Annotated in this window: 13 protein-coding genes and 1 riboswitch; of the genes, 3 read left to right on the top strand and 10 right to left on the bottom strand. The window is 37.6% G+C overall.

What is annotated here, in order from left to right; genetic code table 11:
- Nucleotides 1-244: 244 nt before the first annotated feature.
- The 4 genes from AWM68_RS16445 to AWM68_RS16430 all read right to left on the bottom strand — a co-directional run bounded on the left by AWM68_RS16445 (nt 245) and on the right by AWM68_RS16430 (nt 4467).
- Nucleotides 245-826: a hypothetical protein gene (locus tag AWM68_RS16445; protein WP_066244313.1), complete on the bottom strand. Its 582-nt coding sequence runs from the start codon at nt 824-826 to the stop codon at nt 245-247.
- 157 nt (nt 827-983) lie between these two features.
- Nucleotides 984-2543 (bottom strand): UDP-N-acetylmuramoyl-L-alanyl-D-glutamate--2,6-diaminopimelate ligase, encoded by a 1560-nt coding sequence (locus tag AWM68_RS16440; RefSeq protein WP_082820747.1) that lies wholly within the window; start codon nt 2541-2543, stop codon nt 984-986.
- A gap of 204 nt (nt 2544-2747) precedes the next feature.
- Complete coding sequence (locus tag AWM68_RS16435) at nt 2748-3650, bottom strand: HD domain-containing phosphohydrolase (protein ID WP_066244310.1); 903 nt, start codon at nt 3648-3650, stop codon at nt 2748-2750.
- Between the two features lie 115 nt (nt 3651-3765).
- Entirely contained in the window at nt 3766-4467 is a 702-nt protein-coding gene (locus AWM68_RS16430) for a hypothetical protein (RefSeq protein ID WP_066244307.1), read from the bottom strand.
- Between the two features lie 284 nt (nt 4468-4751).
- Between AWM68_RS16430 and katG the strand changes: the two genes are divergently transcribed.
- Nucleotides 4752-6974: a catalase/peroxidase HPI gene (gene katG / locus AWM68_RS16425; protein ID WP_066244305.1), complete on the top strand. Its 2223-nt coding sequence runs from the start codon at nt 4752-4754 to the stop codon at nt 6972-6974.
- Nucleotides 6975-7067: 93 nt separating this feature from the next.
- Here the strand turns inward: katG and AWM68_RS16420 are convergent, their stop codons facing one another.
- Nucleotides 7068-7985 carry a DMT family transporter gene (locus tag AWM68_RS16420; protein WP_066244301.1) on the bottom strand — a complete coding sequence of 306 codons (918 nt, stop codon included), beginning with the start codon at nt 7983-7985 and terminating at the stop codon, nt 7068-7070.
- Between the two features lie 115 nt (nt 7986-8100).
- On the opposite strand from AWM68_RS16420, the gene AWM68_RS16415 reads away from it, so the two are divergent.
- On the top strand, nt 8101-9468 hold the full coding sequence (locus AWM68_RS16415; protein ID WP_066244299.1) for a PLP-dependent aminotransferase family protein: 1368 nt from the start codon (nt 8101-8103) through the stop codon (nt 9466-9468).
- A 74-nt stretch (nt 9469-9542) separates the two neighbouring features.
- Here the strand turns inward: AWM68_RS16415 and AWM68_RS16410 are convergent, their stop codons facing one another.
- From AWM68_RS16410 to AWM68_RS16395, 5 genes are all read right to left on the bottom strand, one after another.
- Nucleotides 9543-10901: an amino acid permease gene (locus AWM68_RS16410; protein WP_066244295.1), complete on the bottom strand. Its 1359-nt coding sequence runs from the start codon at nt 10899-10901 to the stop codon at nt 9543-9545.
- A 131-nt stretch (nt 10902-11032) separates the two neighbouring features.
- A riboswitch (glycine riboswitch) is annotated at nt 11033-11111 on the bottom strand.
- A gap of 300 nt (nt 11112-11411) precedes the next feature.
- Nucleotides 11412-12380, bottom strand: coding sequence for a hypothetical protein (locus AWM68_RS16405; RefSeq protein ID WP_066244292.1), 969 nt, complete (start codon nt 12378-12380; stop codon nt 11412-11414).
- A gap of 561 nt (nt 12381-12941) precedes the next feature.
- Entirely contained in the window at nt 12942-13100 is a 159-nt protein-coding gene (locus tag AWM68_RS21765) for a hypothetical protein (protein ID WP_197468194.1), read from the bottom strand.
- The gene (locus AWM68_RS21760) at nt 13097-13255 is read right to left on the bottom strand and encodes a hypothetical protein (protein ID WP_197468193.1); all 159 of its coding nucleotides are present in this window, start codon (nt 13253-13255) and stop codon (nt 13097-13099) included. The genes AWM68_RS21765 and AWM68_RS21760 overlap by 4 nt, the downstream gene beginning before the upstream one ends.
- 11 nt (nt 13256-13266) lie before the next feature.
- Nucleotides 13267-15507: a hypothetical protein gene (locus tag AWM68_RS16395; protein WP_066244290.1), complete on the bottom strand. Its 2241-nt coding sequence runs from the start codon at nt 15505-15507 to the stop codon at nt 13267-13269.
- 268 nt (nt 15508-15775) lie between these two features.
- Between AWM68_RS16395 and AWM68_RS16390 the strand changes: the two genes are divergently transcribed.
- Nucleotides 15776-18529, top strand: coding sequence for a type I restriction endonuclease subunit R (locus AWM68_RS16390; RefSeq protein ID WP_066244289.1), 2754 nt, complete (start codon nt 15776-15778; stop codon nt 18527-18529).
- Nucleotides 18530-18625: the final 96 nt, after the last annotated feature.

Raw genomic sequence — 18625 nt, 5'->3', positions numbered from 1 at the left:
CTTATATTTATTACACGTTTGCTCAATGACACCTCAGTTTCGCTCAATAGGGCGCTCGTTTCGCTCAGTTGAGTAGCGTTTTCGCTCAGTTCGACCTTAGTTTCGCTCAGTTCGGCCTCCGTTTCGCTCACACCACTTCGAAATGCCCTCTATCAAAGAAAGTTCATCTAAAAAAATTGCATTAAAACAAAAAAGCTGAATCAAACTGGCACGTTACGCACCTTTTGATTCAGCTTTTGCACGATTAAATGAAACTTTCATCAGATTTCTCTGTATTTTCGTCATTTCTCTCATATTCAACTTTGTACTTTAGACTCAGCAGCTCTAATTCCAGATGATAGGCATCAACTAATTGAATGTACTCCTCTAGTTTAAAATTTGACTCAACCATTAACTCTTCGCTTTGCTGTTCTAAAGCCTGCTTTTGGAGCAAGATGGCTTCATAAAAGGTTTCCGTAGCTACTAAAAGCCGTTTTTTCATTTCCTCTAGCTCTTGCCCTTGTACTTCAATATTCTTTACTTCTGCTAATGCTTTTTCATAAGCTGGAATCGTGTTTTCGACCAGCTCTAAATACATCGTTTCATCATCTGTATAATTTTCACCAGACACTTTTGCTAGAGAATCAAAAGCTTCCATTTCATAACTAGAAACTCTCGCAACGTCGACATTAATAAATTGTAAGATTGCTTCTTGCTGCTCTTCAAAAGTGGCATGAACGGATGCGTTCGGCTCTTCGCTGCTCGTCCTATTGACTTGCATTTGATTCGGGTTTGACCCAGTTAAGATCGAACTCACCAAAAGTGATACTAAAAGTAGCGTATTCAAGTTGTCAGCCCTTTCGTTATCGGGATTTTTTGTAAGTAGTTACCATTACCCCGCTTATTTATTTGTAATCACGATAACTGCAGTTGCAGCGTGTTTCACGCTATAAGTATTAAAATAGCAAAAACCCCGCTATGCTCATAACGGGGTTAAAAGTTAGTTAAAGTATATTTCGCTCTTGGTGCGCAGCCCACTTCATCTTAGAAAATACAATCATCCTTCTACTCTTCACAACCTCTTTACTTCTGAAAAACTCTGCAATAATATCTTTGTCAGAGTGCGGTATCTTTTCTCCTTTAATAATCTGCGCTCCGTTAATACAGCCGCTTGTTAAAAGAACCGTGTCCCCTTCATTGCTTAAAGAAAGAGCTTTTATGACGGCGTCGTGCCGGTTCAGTTCAGTGTGGATGTTTGCCGCATAAGGATTTTTGAACCCTTTCATCACATGTCCGATGATTTCACGCGGGTCATTGTACCCTGGATGATCGACAGATACAACAATTTCATCAGCTTGATTCTCAATGGTTCGTGCCATTTTTGGCATCTTTTCTTTGTCCCTAATTCCGATCCCCATAACTAAGACGATCAGCCGCTTGTATGGCAACGTTTTTACTTCCGTTACAAGATTTTGCAAAGCAACGGGTGTATGTGCGTAATCCAAAATAATCTTTCGGTTCTGTTTATGAATGATCTCGAATCTTCCTTCAGGACCTGTTAGTTCAGGAAGGACTTGAAGCATCTGATCGATGGAGATCCCTGCGTGCATACCTGTACAGAGGGCTGAAAGCAGGTTTGCTATATTATAAGTCCCGTATAAAGGCACTTTCACAAAATAGTTTTTATTTTTTATGGTCAGGGTGAAAGCCGTCCCATCTGCTAACGGTTTTAAATGCGTAGCGATGACATCCGCGCCACTGTCCCTTTCCAAACTGTAGGTAAGCAGAGGCCCTTTAAAGGATCGCAAAATTTCTTCTGACATACCCTCATCATCCATATTTACGACAGCTTTTTTTGCTTGATTGAAAAGCTTTAGTTTCGCACGTTTATAGTTTTCAAATGTATGATGAAACTCTAGATGTTCTGGCGAAAGGTTCGTATGTATGGCTACATCAAAATGGATGCCTTCTGCCCTTTTTTGTTCAATACCTACAGAGGTAACCTCCATTACAGCAAGCTGATCTCCATGTTGTACAAATTCCTGAAGTATGTAATGAAGGTCAGGTGCTTCAGGGGTTGTGGGTGTTGACTGTGTAAAGTTCAACTTCCCGGTAGATGTAATCATTCCCGTAGTTCCGATCGAACCCGATTTTATGCCGCATAAATTCATAAGTGAACGTACATAGGCTGCAACCGTTGTTTTACCGTTTGTTCCCGTAATACCAACTGTTATTAATTTTTCATGGATGTTTTGATAATAAACAATTGATAAAGCTGCCAAAAATTCACGTGCATCATGTACATGTAAAAAAGTCAGATTTCCGTATCTTTTGCTTGCCTTCTTTAATAAAGTTTTATTTTCACCAGCCACCACTACAGCACCTTTTTGAATGGCACTTTCCATAAAAACATGACCGTCTTTATTTTCTCCGGTTAAGCACACAAAGGAAGAGTTGCGAGTTACATTTCTCGAATCATAGCAAACGGAAGAAATGGTTTGGTTCTTACTTCCCCATATTTCCCGAATACCTAACTGCTTATATTGATCAAACTGTAAGTTCATTCTTTCTCTCCTTCGCTAAAAACTGTTGATCCTAGTATATGGAGGGTTAGATTTTTACTATTTTTACACATATAATTTCTTTAAATACCCGAAATATCCAATGTTTAATCTTTTTAATTTAAAATTTTTATCAAGACATAAAAAAATAACCCCCTCATGTGGTAAGGTGGTTATCTGTTGCTTGCTGTTATTAAGTTAAATGGTTTAAATCCGCTTTTCTTCTTTTAAGATTTCTAATAAAGCGTCAACAACCCTTTTATCGTAATGAGACTCTTGCAGCCTTATTAGTTCATCAATAGCCGCTTGTGCGTCAAAGGCTTTTCGATAGGCTCGATCTTCTGTCATAGCGTCAAAGGTATCACTTACTGCTATTATTCGTGCTTCCAAAAGTATCTCATTACCTTTTAACTGTTTCGGATACCCGCTTCCATTCAATCGTTCATGATGCTGCTCGATAATCTGTGCTACACCTTCGTAATAGAGGTTTTTCACCATCTCCGCACCATCTGATGGATGCCTCTTAATAATTGAAAACTCTTCCTCTGTCAGCTTTTCAGGCTTTGTTAATATTTCAGTAGGCGTATTGATCTTTCCAATATCATGTAACAATGCAGCGATGTACAAAGTTTCAACTTTTTCTTTAGGAACCATTAATTTCTTTGCGATTTGCACAGCATAGAGACTTACTCTTTCGCTATGCTTAAATGTATATCTGTCTTTTACTTCTACTTGGTCAACGATATCCTTCAATTGTGTAACACTTTCACTTAATTGATAAAAAGTAGGTTCCGTAATCACCCATAAATATTCTACATCCGTAATAGCTGTAAAATATACCGGCTCTTCTAGATCACTCGTATAATAATAGTCTTGAGGGCCTAAATGAACTTTTTGTCCATTTAACTCGCAACTTAATTCACCTTTAAGGATATAAAAGAATTCCATTACATTGGGGTTATCGCTGGGATATACATAAAAAGGTTCGTTAGCTTCTATCGCCTGCAGCATGATATCTACACCATCTCCACGAGCTAGAAGACCTATATTAAATGTCTCAAAAGACACTTTCTCAATAGTTGAACCTTTTTTGCCTATGTGAAAAGGCATTTCAAATACCCCCTTTTAAAAAAATCAATAAAAAGCGAGCCTTTTTAATTCAGACTCGCTTTAGCTGTAATTCTATGATAGACAGACTATTTCCTTTTTTGCGATGAAAATTTTTTTATCCCTTAGTAAATCTAATTACCCTTACAGGATCTATCCAAACCCATTGATCAGCAAAGCGCACGAGTTTCCAACTGCACTCAGCGATAACTCCTTTTTGAGCAGCCTTTTCAATAGCTACAGCCGACATTTTTAGTGTTTCATTATATACATTATCTATTACTTTTTGAAGATCTTTTGTAAACTTTTCTGTTTTCTCTGTATACTTATCATTTTTTTTATTTAACTTTTCATTGAGTTTATTTAATTTATCATTCAATTTCTTAGAATCATCACCTGATGAGACTAATTCTGCTGTTACTGCATTTATTTCATTATCAATCTGTTCCATCTTAGTTTTAATACGCAATTTTTCTTCTTCTAATTTTGCAGTTGTCTCTATCAGCTTCTCTGTTAACTTAGTCAGCTTGTCTTGTTCATTGCTGTTCAAATTGTTCATTTCAGAGTCGATTTTTTTCTTCTCTTCATTTAATTTTACTACTTTATCTCCCTCTTCTAACTTTTGAATCTCAAAAAGATAATTAGCATGCAGCGAATCTGCTTCTTTAACTGCTTTTTCGATCTTCGTATCAATATCTCTGTTCGTCTTTTCAATCATCTCTAACGCTTTAGCGATATCCTCATCTTCTGCAGCATAAACAGGTGTGACAATACCTACTAACAAAAAGCATGATAAAGCTAGTGATAAAATCTTCTTCATAAATTTACCCTCCTCATAATCTTTTGGAACTTTAACTATGTAGTACAGGTCGTAATTTACTATATACCCAAATTATACTAGTTCTTAAAACCTATTAATATGTATTTTTTTGTAATATTTAAATCTTTTTTACGATTGGCATTAGAGACAGTAATTACAAGCATTACGCTTTGAATCCAAATGTCTGTCTACTATAATAGAACTATCATAATAATCTGAAATTTAACATCATAGCTTTGTCACGCTTTACAATCTTGTGTTCCAGACTAGGAAGGAGAATTGTAATGGAAAACAACAATAAGCCCGATCAAAAAGAACATACGTCCGCAGGACAATGTCCTGTAACTCACCACAAAGATACTGCGATCACAACAACGACAGCTCCTCGAGGTACGACAAATAAGGAATGGTGGCCGAACCAGCTTAATTTAAATGTTCTTCGTCAACATGACCAAAAATCTAATCCGATGGGTGAAGACTTTAATTATCGCGAAGAATTTTCAAAGCTGGATTATGACGCGCTGAAAAAAGATCTTCATGAGCTGATGACAGACAGCCAAGATTGGTGGCCAGCTGACTACGGTCACTATGGTCCTTTCTTTATCCGAATGTCTTGGCATGCTGCAGGTACATACCGAACAGCTGACGGACGTGGAGGCGGCGGGTCAGGATCCCAGCGCTTCGCACCACTTAACAGCTGGCCAGATAACGTCAACCTTGATAAAGCACGCCGCCTTTTATGGCCGATCAAGCAAAAATACGGCAACAAAATTTCATGGGCAGACCTGCTTGTGTTAACAGGAAACGTAGCCATCGAATCCATGGGGTTAAAAACGTTTGGTTTTGCTGGCGGACGTGAAGATATCTGGCATCCGGAAGAAGATGTGTATTGGGGTACTGAAAAAGAATGGTTAGCGGACAACCGTTACTCCGGTGACCGCGAGCTTGAAAAACCACTTGCAGCCGTTCAAATGGGTCTGATCTATGTGAATCCAGAGGGACCTAACGGAAAGCCTGATCCACTCGCAAGTGCTCGTGATATTCGGGACACGTTCAGCCGTATGGCGATGAATGACGAAGAAACAGTTGCCCTTATCGCTGGCGGCCATACTTTTGGAAAAGCACATGGTGCAGGTGATGCTTCACTTGTTGGGGATGATCCAGAAGCAGCTACCCTTGAAACACAAGGCTTAGGTTGGTTGAGCAAACACGGAAGCGGAAAAGGACGTGACACGATCTCGAGTGGTGTTGATGGAGCGTGGACTTCGAACCCGACACAATGGGATAACGGTTATTTCGACCTCTTATTTGGATACGAGTGGGAGATAACAAAGAGTGCGGCAGGCGCTTCCCAATGGAGTCCTGTCAACATGAAAGAAGAGCATATGGCTCCTGATGCTGAAGATTCTTCCATTCGCGTTAAGACGATGATGACAACAGCGGATATGGCATTGCGTATGGATCCCGACTATGAAAAAATTTCTCGCCGCTATTATGAGAATCCAGATGAGTTTGCCGATGCCTTTGCGCGTGCTTGGTTCAAATTGCTTCACCGTGACATGGGTCCTAAAGTCCGTTACTTAGGTCCAGAGGTGCCAGAGGAAGATCTAATCTGGCAAGATCCTGTTCCGAGTGTTGATTATGATTTGTCAGAATTTGAGATCGCTCAGTTAAAAGAAAAAATCTTAAATGCTGGATTATCTGTAAGCGAGCTCGTTAAAATGGCTTGGGCTTCAGCAAGCACGTACCGTAATTCTGATATGCGCGGAGGTGCGAATGGTTCACGCATTCGTCTGGCGCCTCAAAAAGACTGGGAAGCAAACGAACCCGCACAGCTGGAGAAAGTTCTAGGAATCTACCAAGAGATCCAAAACCAGCTCGATACGAAAGTGAGTTTAGCTGATCTAATCGTTCTCGGAGGAAGTGCAGCCGTTGAAAAAGCAGCAAAAGACGCAGGCTTTGATATAACTGTTCCCTTCACCCCTGGACGCGGTGATGCGACACAAGAACAAACAGATGCCGGTACGTTTGATGTATTAGAGCCCGTTTCTGACGGATTCCGCAACTATCAGAAGAAAGAATACTCTACGAGTCCAGAAGAGATGCTCGTAGACAAAGCACAGCTGCTCGGTCTGACGGCTCCTGAAATGACAGTCCTTCTCGGTGGTATGCGTGTGCTTGGGACAAATTATCAAGGGACGAAACACGGCGTATTCACAGACCGTATCGGTACGCTAACAAATGACTTTTTCGTCAATCTGCTCGACATGGGCATCGAATGGAAATCAGCGGGCTTCAATCAATATGAAGGCCGCGACCGTAAGACAGGAGAAGTGAAGCGAACTGCTTCCCGCTTCGACCTTGTTTTCGGATCAAACTCAGAACTTCGCGCCCTAGCAGAAGTGTATGCACAGTATGACAACAAAGAAAAATTCGTACGTGACTTTGTCGCAGCATGGGTAAAAGTGATGGACGCTGATCGTTTTGATGTAAAATTGAAATCATAGAGAAATGAAAAGCACCTAATCAGATGTCTCCGAGGTAAAAACATTGCTAGGGACAAGCTAGATTAGGTGTTTTTTCATTTGTAGTAGATCACTTTATCCTTTATTGTCCATTCTCGTCTCACTAATCTTTGCATGTATTTGATACTTAGATATCGGTGCGTTTTTTCCAATGTATACAGAAGCGACGACAACGATAGCAGTGACGATTGTCATTGTCGTGATAGATTCTTCTAAAAAAAGGGCAGAAAACATAATCATCAGAAACGGTTGTAAATATTGCATCTGACTAATCCGCGCAATTCCTCCTAATGCCATGCCTGCGTACCAGGCGACATATGCTAAAAACTGACTTACCACAGCCAAATAGATTAAACTGCTCCAACCTTGTATAGGAGCATGTAACATCTCGGCAGAAAAACTCATCCCTACCGGAATAACAAAGAAAGGCGCTCCTATTACGATCGCCCATGCAATGACTTGCCAGCTGCCAATCTCCTTTGACAGCTTGCCTCCTTCTGCGTAACTCAGCCCTAAGAGGATAACAGCAGCTAAGATACCTGCATCCTCAACTTGAAAGGAACCAAAGCCTAGAGATCCCGCATATAAAATAACTGCTCCGGAACCAATTATACTGGATATCCAGAAACGTACAGATGGTCTCTCTCCTGCTCTATACATAGCAATACCGGCTGTTGCTAATGGCAATAAGGCTACTTCTACCGCCCCGTGTGAAACCGGCAGTGTTTTCATTGCCCATGAAGTGAGTAATGGGAAACCTAACACTGCACCTGTTGCAACAATCAGGATGCTTTTAAACTGCTGCACACTAGGCACCTTTTCCCGCCGCGCGATTAGTATGATTGCTACAAGTAATGCGGCAATCACCGTTCTTCCTAACCCAACAACCGTCGTCCCGAAATGTTCTACAGCTATAGTCGTCGCAGGCAAGGTAAGGCTAAAGCAAATGACACCCACTAAGCCATACCATAATCCTATCTTTTCTTTTTCCAATTCTCTTCCTCCCCGACTATAATGGATATAATCACATACTATTAGAATGAGATAGATGTTACTATCGCTGTTTTTATCCACTGTCAGGGTACAGTTTGAGGAGAGTGAAGCACGATTGAGCACAAAATACAGAATCATTTTAGAAGACATAAAGCAACAGCTGACAGATGGGAAACTCGCAGCCGGCCATAAGCTGCCCTCTATTCGACAACTATCTGATGCGTATAACTGCAGCAAGAATACAATCATTAAAGCATATAATGAGCTGGAAAAAGAGCACTTGATTTATACCGTGCCTCAAAAGGGCTATTATGTCGTCAATGCATTCCGACTTCCTGAAGATCACACTGATGTTATTGATTTTTTATCTGCTGGACCGGATAAAACGCTGTTGCCTTACACTGAATTTCAACACTGTTTAAATCAAGCCATTGAACACTACAAAGAAGAAATTTTCACGTATACCGATCAACAAGGTCTTCCTTCATTACGAACTCAAATCACTAAAAACCTTCAGCGTTCTCAAGTATTTACGAATCCTAGCGATGTCGTCATCGTTTCTGGGTCACAGCAAGCCATTCATTTATTAACAAATCTCTCTTTTCCTAATAATAAAAAGAATATTTTAATAGAACAGCCAACCTATTTTGGAATGATTGAGACTCTTAAACTGAACAAGGTAAAGACCTTTGGTATTGAACTATCCATGAGCGGAATCGACTTAGAGCGTCTAGAATTTATATTTAAAAATAACGAGATTAAGTTTTTCTATGTCATTCCAAGATTCCAGAATCCTCTTGGACACTCCTATACAAATAGCGAAAAGAAAAGAATCGTAGAGCTGGCAGCTAAATATGATGTATATATTGTAGAAGACGATTTTCTAGGTGAATTAGAGCGTGATAAGAAAGCCGATCCGTTTTTCGCTTATGACACATCAGGAAGAGTCATTTATATACAAAGCTTTTCAAAAGTCTTTCTTCCAGGACTCAGAATTGCGAGTGTAGTCTTGCCGAAAAGGATGATTAAAAGCTTTTTGCGTTATAAGTTTAGTGCTGACTTTAACAGCCCCGTTCTTTCACAAGGTGCATTAGACATTTATTTAAAAAGCGGAATGTATTACAACCATCTGAAAAAGATTAAGAACACCTATTTTCATAAAATGGATGAACTAAAAAGAGCATGTGATCAGTTACTTCCTGAAGAGACGCACTATTCGCAGCCTGATACGGGGTTTTACCTTTCCATCTATTTGCCTCCCCATGTATCAGCCAAAAAACTTACATCCCTATTACGAACACAACACCTTTTACTAGATGATGGCGAAAGAATGTTTTTGCCTGAATTTAATCAAGATCACCTTATTCGTTTGTGCATTTCTCAAGTTGGCGAACATCAAATACAAACCGGAATAGAAAAAATAGCACAATCTATTCGCCTATTGAAAGATAACAGGCATTTACATCAGATATCGCTTATTTGATTACTCGATTACAGTAAAAATGTAAAAGGACAGAAACGTACGAGTGAGTGTGTTTCTGTCCTTTCATTTATTGATTAATGAACGTTTTTATTTGGCAATGTTTTTTTAGAACGATACATGAAATATAACAAAACAAACCACAAAGGTGTCAGCAACAACGCCGGACGGGTAGCATCTGCAACAAGCAACACGATTAAAATTAACCCGAACAGTACTAGTACCACATAATTAATGAACGGAGCAAAAGGTGCTTTAAATGCTGACTTTTTGTGAAGATCTGAACGTGTTCTACGATATTTGATATGGCTGATTAAGATGACGCTCCATACCCAGATAAAACAAATAGCACTGATTGTCGTTACGATCCCAAAAGCTTGTTCTGGAACTAGCTTGCTTAGAAGCGCTCCTGCTGAAACGACAACGGCAGAAACCCAAAGCGCGTTTCCAGGAACATGATTTTTAGTCAGTTTCTTAAAAGATTGTGGCGCCTGCTCACTCTTGCTTAAAGTAAATAAAATCCGGCTCGTGGAAAACAATCCGCTGTTGCACGCAGATGCTGCAGATGTCAAAACGACGAAATTGATAATTCCAGCCGCAAGCGGAATTCCTATTAAGCTAAACGTTTTAACGAATGGACTTTCCGCTGCGTTTAATTGTGTCCATGGATTGATGCAAAGAAGGACAATTAGAGCGCCAACATAGAAAAACAAAATTCGAAGTGGAATCTTAATGATCGCAGACGGAATATTTTTTCTAGGATTAGACGTTTCTGCCGCCGCTACACCGACCAACTCCACCCCTACGAACGCAAACACAACCATCTGAAACGAGAGTAAAAAGCCTGTCAGCCCATTTGGAAACAACCCTCCGTGCGCCCAAAGATTGTTCGTTGAAACAGCTCCTGCATCAGTCTGATAGCCGATTACGAGCAAAACAACCCCGATTACAATTAGCGCGAGAATCGTAACCACTTTAATCAAAGCAAACCAAAACTCTAATTCTCCGAAAAGCTTAACCGTTAAAAGGTTCAGCCCGAGTAAAAGAAGTAAACTTATCAGTGCCGGAACCCACTGCGGTATGTCAAACCAATATTGAACATAAACACCGACCGCAATCACATCGGCCATCGCTGTCATGATCCAGCAGAACCAATACGTCCATCCTGTGATAAACGCAGCACGCGGTCCAAGATAGTCCTCCGCAATATCCGTAAACGACTGATACCCCTCCTTTGAAAGCAATAATTCTCCTAAAGCTCTCATCATAAAGAACAATCCTATCCCAACAATCAGAAAAGCAAATATAACAGACGGCCCCGCAAGCTGAATCGCTTTACCAGACCCTAAAAATAAACCCGTACCAATCGTTCCTCCAATAGCAATCAGCTGCACATGGCGGTTGGCTAAATCTCTCTTTAACTCATGCTGTGACACGTATGAATCCTCCTTCTAAGATGCAAATAAAACGAAAAAAGAGACTGGAAGAATCTCCAATCTCTTGTACATTAGAATATTAAATAAGCTTTTACTGCGCTAAAAACAACAGGCACAACAAAGTCTAACTTCAATACTCTTCTGTCCTTTTGCCTGAGATTGTGAACCCTTCGGCGCCGCTTACCAAGCGGTCTCTCCAGAAGCTGCTCCTGCTGTAGTACGACCCACAGCAATCATAGCTTGCTATCTATTAAATTTAAGTAGTTCTGATAATTTTTAATACTATTACGGAGTTGTGTTTTTGTCAAATGTTTGACTTTGCAAGTTCAGCCATACAATAGTTACTTATGATACGGTTCACGGTATCAATTTAATAATTCACCTATCAAAAGTTACCAATCACCGTTCATGTTATAACAATAAAAACTTCCTTATGTACATTTAAAAACGATGATGATGATTTTCTTGAGTAACATTTAGAAAAGAAAAGAAACAGACGGTTCAAAACCACTAATTATTTAACTCTTTCTTCCATCTATCTATATCTTCTAACGTAAATTGAACAATTTCAATTCTTATTAAATCATTCGAGATTGCTGGTTGAAAGGCCTCTATGATACGTTCAGGACGAATATGTTGGCGTCCTTCATATTCTGCAGGGAATTCAGGTATTAATAGTATCAGTTGTGCTTTTATATGCTTCGCTTTACTATAGTAATTTATCTTTGATAACTGTACATATATTCGATCTAATGTCATTGGGCTGATTGTTAATAAAACTTCAAAGAAAAATTCTTTAATGTCTGTCTTAAGATAAGCATCAAAGATAATTTTGCGTTCCATAATAGGATCTAATCCTTGAAAAGCTGGTGCAAATTGTACTTCTCTTATAATGTTTACTTCAGGAATTTGATGCTTAGTAAGATATTGATCTATTGATTCCTTTTCAGTAAATTTATAAAAGTACCGCTTGCTAAACTCTGGTTTCTTTGGTTCTGTAACAGTTATAGAACCTGATAAATCTGATGTAGTTGTATCACTTAGTGTAGAAGACTCATTATCACTTTCGGGTTCCTTGTGCTCATCGGCCTTTATTACCCCTAACATTTGAAGTAATTCAGGTGTTACTCCGTTTATTGTATTGTTAGTTTGGTGTTGATTCTGATTAATTAATGTGGTCATTTTAATTATATGTTCTCTTAAATCAGCATTTTCCTTCTTTGCCTCTATTATTTCTTCTTTCTTTTCGTTAATTTCCCTTGAAAGAGACAAATATTTACCCATACTTAAGTTATCGAAGGATTCAGATAGGATTAATAGTGTTATTAGTATAAACAATGTTATATATTCCGGTGTCAAGCTGTATGTAGGTGTCCCCATCAGAAACCCTGCTGTAATAATTGCGAATAAATAAAGTATGAATATAATTAATAAGATTCTAACAAACCAATTTACTTTTTTTTCATCTGTCTTATCCAAGACTACCCTCACCTCTTTGAATTATTATTATGGAATATACTAATCTATCAATATACATAGAATACTAATGTAGTATATCTCATTTTGGTAAATAATTGAAATTTATTATTATATTATTTAAAAATAAATGCCCTATGTTCTCAGAGTTTAACGTTTTTTTTTGAAATATTGTACTACAACACTATTATTGTTTAAAATATTGACCTTATATATGATAAGAATCTTAAGATTGTTTGAGTTATCTCAGTATAAAAAAGACGGAAAACTTCTCCCGTCTTCTTTCTGGGAAGCGAGGGACGGTTCTCCTGCTTCCTATCTCACCTTCAACGATTTTAAAACAGTGTTAGCCGAAATAATGGTATACATAACGGCATTTATAACATACTGTTAAGCACAGCTTAAATATTTGGTAGCTTATTTTTAATGATTTCATTTGAAAAGAAACTAACTGACCGTCTTCGCGCCTTGTATAACTAATTAACTAAACCCCAACATGAAAATAAACAAAATGACGCCTGATACAGTATGCGTCATCTTGTTTATAAAAAGGCAATGAAAGAACTAATTATTAATAATAGATCTCATTTCATCAATTTTTTGCTGACTTGCCTTATAACGGCTATATAGATGGAAGATTAGTTCATTTAACTCATCTTTTAATTCCTCCCGTTCCTGTTTATTTTTAGCAGTCGTAAGTTTATTAAGACGAGCGGTAATCATTCTTTTAACACCCAAAGAACTTCTTTCTCCCGCTCCATATGCTGCTTCATATATCTCCCAGTATTCGTACTCTGAGAAATTTTCAGTCCATATTTTGAGATTTGTTTACCTTCTTTTGCTAACCTAATTATCGTTTCTTCATCCGCTTTACGCATGAAAATCACCCCTAAATTTGATTTGCTCGAGTTTTTTCCTCTTGAAGAGTTAATTCAATTGCTTCAGTAATCATATTTTTGATAGCCTCTAGTAGGTCATCCGAGTGAGAATCATAAGTTATTTTAGGTCGAGGAATGGTTTTTTCAAAGATATCACGCATCTCTTTTGCTCTTAAGATAGTTGATCCTGTTCCACGAAAATTATAAGCAGTAATCCATTGAACATGATTTTCGATCTTAATTCGATTAAGCACTAATTGATTAATTTTATCGGAAATAGTTTGAGACAAGTTCTGAAGAATATTGATTGCTATTTCATCTGGGACATTTGTTGACCACTGTTTAGGAGTGTTTATAAATTCATTAATTCTTTGCATCATGTAACTTGCCAGGTCGCTAGCAGGTTTAAGGTCATTATATTCAACAGTGTTAGGCCAGTTGGCTAACCGGTTGGATAATGCTTTTATTCTCATCCAATGTTGTTTAGGGAATTGAGAAGTACTTAACCCTAACAAACCCATCCACTTTTGCATAAATAACTCTTCTGTTTCATTGATTACGAGAACGAGACGACCGAAATCATAACTGGGAATTGCCTTATTACCGTTTGCGTTTGGAGTTTGAAAATCCACATCTAAAGATTTATCACACAGAGCCTGTATAAATTTATCCATTTCTTCTTTCAATTCATCAGAAGTATTTTTTAATTCATTTGTGTTTGGGAAAAAGAATGTAGCATCTTTCAAATGATCTCTAAGCTGACGAATTAATTTGGGATTAAGGTTGTATGCTTCTTGCATTGCTTCAATGGCACCATTTTGAATACCTAGAATATGATCAATACGATCTTCATCATCTATCATATTTGAACCTTCTACTTGATCAAACCTTGTGTAGACAACCATTAGCTTCTCTAATTGGCCTCGAGAAGTCGCTTCACGTAAAATCACCTTAGGTATATCTAACATAGGCTGTGTTGCATTATCTACTAAAACCACAGCATCTGTTTCTTTAAAGCGATTAGTGACTTCCATTGGTATACTTGTAGTAATGTTAGAATCGTGTCCGATGCCCTCTCCATCAATAACGACTAAACGCGGTGGTTTTTCATCAGTCCACCAGCTTGGTTTAAACGGTCCCTGCAACCTAACACCATTCACAACAGGAGCGAGTAGCTGGCCAAATCGTCTACCCTCATTACCTGCAAACCACCTCATCATTTTAATAACTTCCCACTTATCTTCAGATTCATGTTGCCAATATAATGGCCATCCTCTCGTATCACGATGAATAGTACCTTCTTGAATTACATCAAAACGTTTCTTAATTAAGCCTAGAACATACTGTACTAAATCATTAAATCGTTCGGTATCTTCTCTTACATAAACTTCATACAATTCATCTATGATTTCATCAACATTTTCTCCATCTGGTGGAAACTCATTTTTTGCTTCTTCTGCAAGTAACTGAATTTGTTGAAGGATATATTCAATATCCTTTTTAAGTGCTTCTTGGTCGGGGTATGGTGTTTCTAAAACATCTTCTTGAACCCCTTTTGAAGGTGTCAATTTCCTTTCAGATGATCGATACTGCCCCAAAAAATAACTTAAACGGAAACGTTGTTCTGGATGAGATAAAAAAGCTTTTGCGATTGTCTTCGTATCTTCACCAATTGCTGCCCTTCTAAAAGCCTCCCAAACACATTCTTCAATGAGCTTTATAGTTTGGGCTTGTGATATAAATGTTACGATTCCGCTCCAGTTACCTTCTTTAAAAATATACTCAGTGTTACAAGTAGTTGTTCGACTGGCTGAAATGGCAGGAAAGCTTATTTCATCGGGTTCTGTTCCAATCATCTGTCTAATTACTGTTGTCTTACCTGCACCTGTTGTACCAAGGTACATGACTCGAGCATAGCCTTCTGTATTTTTTGGGATTTTAATCTTAGAATTCCTAATTTCCCAGGGGTCCGAGATAACATCCTCTTCCATTTGACTATAAAAAATATCTACAACCTTCGGATTGAACCTAGATAAAGCATGTTTTTGCTCCGTTAAAGACCATAAAGTCTCATCTTCAAGGAGTCCATTAAGATCATCTACAATCAACTGTGCGTCATCCTTATTAATACCTAAACCTCTTCTGATTTTTCTTCCTTGTTTGCCTTCCCTATCCATTAATACAGGATGCCTAAATTCTACAGCCCAACTATTGACCCCACTTTTTGTTAGTCGTGCGGAATAAGTTACCATTTAATCCCCTCCCATAGTTCTATGTTATTTCCACTTAAAGTAATTTATTACCATTATAGGAACAATCAGGAACAATGTAAATATATTTGTTTTTGCCTTTTTAAAAAAGCGGGATTGCTGGATATAAAGACTATCAATCATATTTCAAAACAGTAATTGAATATAAGCAATTGCATATAGAAGATCAATGGTAATTATTTTAAATAACGAAACCATCCTGTTTATTTTCAAGTATAATTAAAGAAGAGTATTAAGGGAGGTTTCAAGCTTGGCATACCAACCAGAAGCAGAGTTAGAAAAAAATTTACATAAACAACTAGTAGATGTAGGATATAAAGCTGTTAAGATTGCTGACTACGATGCATTATTAGCTAATTTTAGGCAACAACTAAATATATTCAATGAACATAAATTAAACGGACAGCCGATAACAGATATAGAGTTTAAGAGAATCCTTACTTTAATTGAAGGCAAAAGTATTTATGATTCGGCAAAAATCTTAAGGGACAAACTTTTAATTGAACGAGAAGATGGAAGTCAATTATATGTAGAATTACTTAATACAAAAGAATGGTGCAAAAATTTATTTCAAGTCACAACGCAAACAACTGTGACTGGTAAGTATACAAACCGTTATGACGTAACAATCCTAATGAACGGTTTACCACTTGTTCAAATTGAACTAAAAAGACGAGGACTAGACTTTAAAGAAGCGTTTAATCAAATCCAGCGATATCGTCGTCATACATTTCCAGGTTTGTATCACTTCCTACAAATGTTTGTTGTAAGTAATGGCGTTGATACAAAATACTTCTCAAACTCTGACTATGACATCCAATTTGGTCTTACGTTCTTCTGGACAGATGAAAACAATGAACTCATTACGAACTTGCAAGATTTTTCTAGTGCATTTCTAAAGCCATGCCATTTAGCAAAAATGATTAGTCGCTATATGGTTATTAATGATACAGATAAAGCCTTAATGGTTATGCGTCCTTACCAAGTGTATGCAGTAGAAGCTTTGGTCCAACGGGCAACAGAGACAAATAATAACGGCTATATTTGGCATACAACTGGTTCCGGTAAAACCTTAACCTCTTTTAAAGCGGGACAAATTTTAGCGGATGAGGAAAGTATTAAGAAGGTGTTTTTCCTTGTCGATCGAAGAGATTTAGACAGCCAAACCATACAAGAATTTAATAAATTTCAAAAAGGTTCAGTTGACCGGACGGAAAAAACTGATGTACTAATTAGCCAAATTCAAGATTCAATGCGAAGTTTCATAGTTACTACCATTGATAAAATGAATAATGCAGTAAAAAATCCTAAATATACAAAAATCATGGAGCCATACAAACAAGAGCGTGTTGTGTTCATCATTGATGAATGTCATCGCAGCCAATTTGGTGATATGAGAAAAGAAATTGATCGGCACTTCCAGAATGCACAGTATTTCGGCTTTACAGGAACGCCACGCTTTATCGAGAACAAAAGCCAGGATGGACGTACAACTGCAGATCTTTTTGAGAAGTGCCTGCATCATTACCTCATTAAAGATGCTATCCGAGATGGTAATGTACTTGGTTTTTCTGTTGAGTATATTCGTACTTTCAATGCCAATATTGATGAAAATGATGATACAAAAGTGCAGGCAATTAATACAGATGAGGTATGGGATGATCAACGACGTTTAAATCTCGTATCTGACCATATTATTGATAATCATCAACGACGTTCGAAGAGTAAAGGTTATTGTGCAATGTTTGCAGTAGATTCCATTCCTACATTAATAAAGTATTACGATATTATAAAATCAAAAAATCACGATCTAAAGATTGCTGGTATATATTCATATGGACAGAATGAGGACAGTGATGGAACGGTTGAACATTCTCGCGAAGCACTAGACCGCATGATAGCAGATTATAACAAAATGTACGATACAGACTTCTCGACAGAAACGTGGGATCGTTATTTTTCTGATGTATCTAAAAAAGTAAAAAATGCCCAAGTTGATATTTTACTTGTAGTAAAAATGTTCCTAACAGGCTTCGATAGTAAGCCACTCAATACCCTCTATGTAGATAAGAACATGGTATATCACGATTTGTTACAAGCATACAGCCGTACAAATCGTGTAGAAAAATCGACAAAGCCATACGGAAATATTGTTTGCTATCGAAATTTAAAAGAAAAAACAGATGATGCTATTAAATTATTCTCTAGAACTGATAATGTTGATACCGTTTTGATGGGCAGCTACGCGGAATACTTAAAAGCGTTTAAAGATGCGGTAAAAAATCTAAGAAACATAGCTGTCATTCCAGAAGAAGTAGACGAGCTGGAGAGAGAAGAAGAGAAACGCCAATTCATCGTAGCATTCAAAAATGTAACGAAATTTCTTCAACGTTTACAGTCATTTTCTGATTTTGAATTTGATGAAAAAGAATTAACTATTTCTCAGCAATCATATGAAGATTACAAAAGTAAATACTTCAAAGTATATGAAAACTTTAAACGTAGCGAAGTACCAAAAGAATCAATATTACATGACATCGACTTTGAGTTAGAGCTTATGCATACAGACAAGATTAATGTCAGCTATATATTAAATCTCATTGCGAATATTAATACCAAAAATCAAAAAGAACGTGACAAAGAAATTCGTTTCATTAAACAAGAATTAGACCATGCATCTGATCCGAAGTTACGTCTTAAAATAGACTTGATTAAAGGCTTCTTAGATAAGGTTGCACCAACGTTAACCCCTGAAGTTTCTGTAATAGACGCATACAATCGGTACGAAGAAGAAATGAGTGAGCAAGAACTATCGACATTTGCGAAAGAAGTAAATATTGAAGATCGTGTATTACGTGAACAAGTATCAACATATGAGTACTCTAGTTTAATTGATAAAAATGTGATAATGGATTCTTTACCAGGATCATTCTTAAAAAAGAACAAAGCAATTAAAGCCATTACCTCATTTATTCGTGACTTTTCTGAAAAGTATGGGGCATAAAAGATATTTGATTTGATTAAAGAGCGCTAATCTAGCGCTCTTTTTTGTTAGCCAAAAAATCTAATGAATAATGATATTTTTAAATATATCATTTAC

The sequence above is a fragment of the Fictibacillus phosphorivorans genome, assembly GCF_001619875.1.
GTDB lineage: Bacteria > Bacillota > Bacilli > Bacillales > Fictibacillaceae > Fictibacillus > Fictibacillus phosphorivorans_B.
Note: the sequence above shows the minus strand (reverse complement) of the source record. Positions and strands in the feature narration are given on the sequence as shown.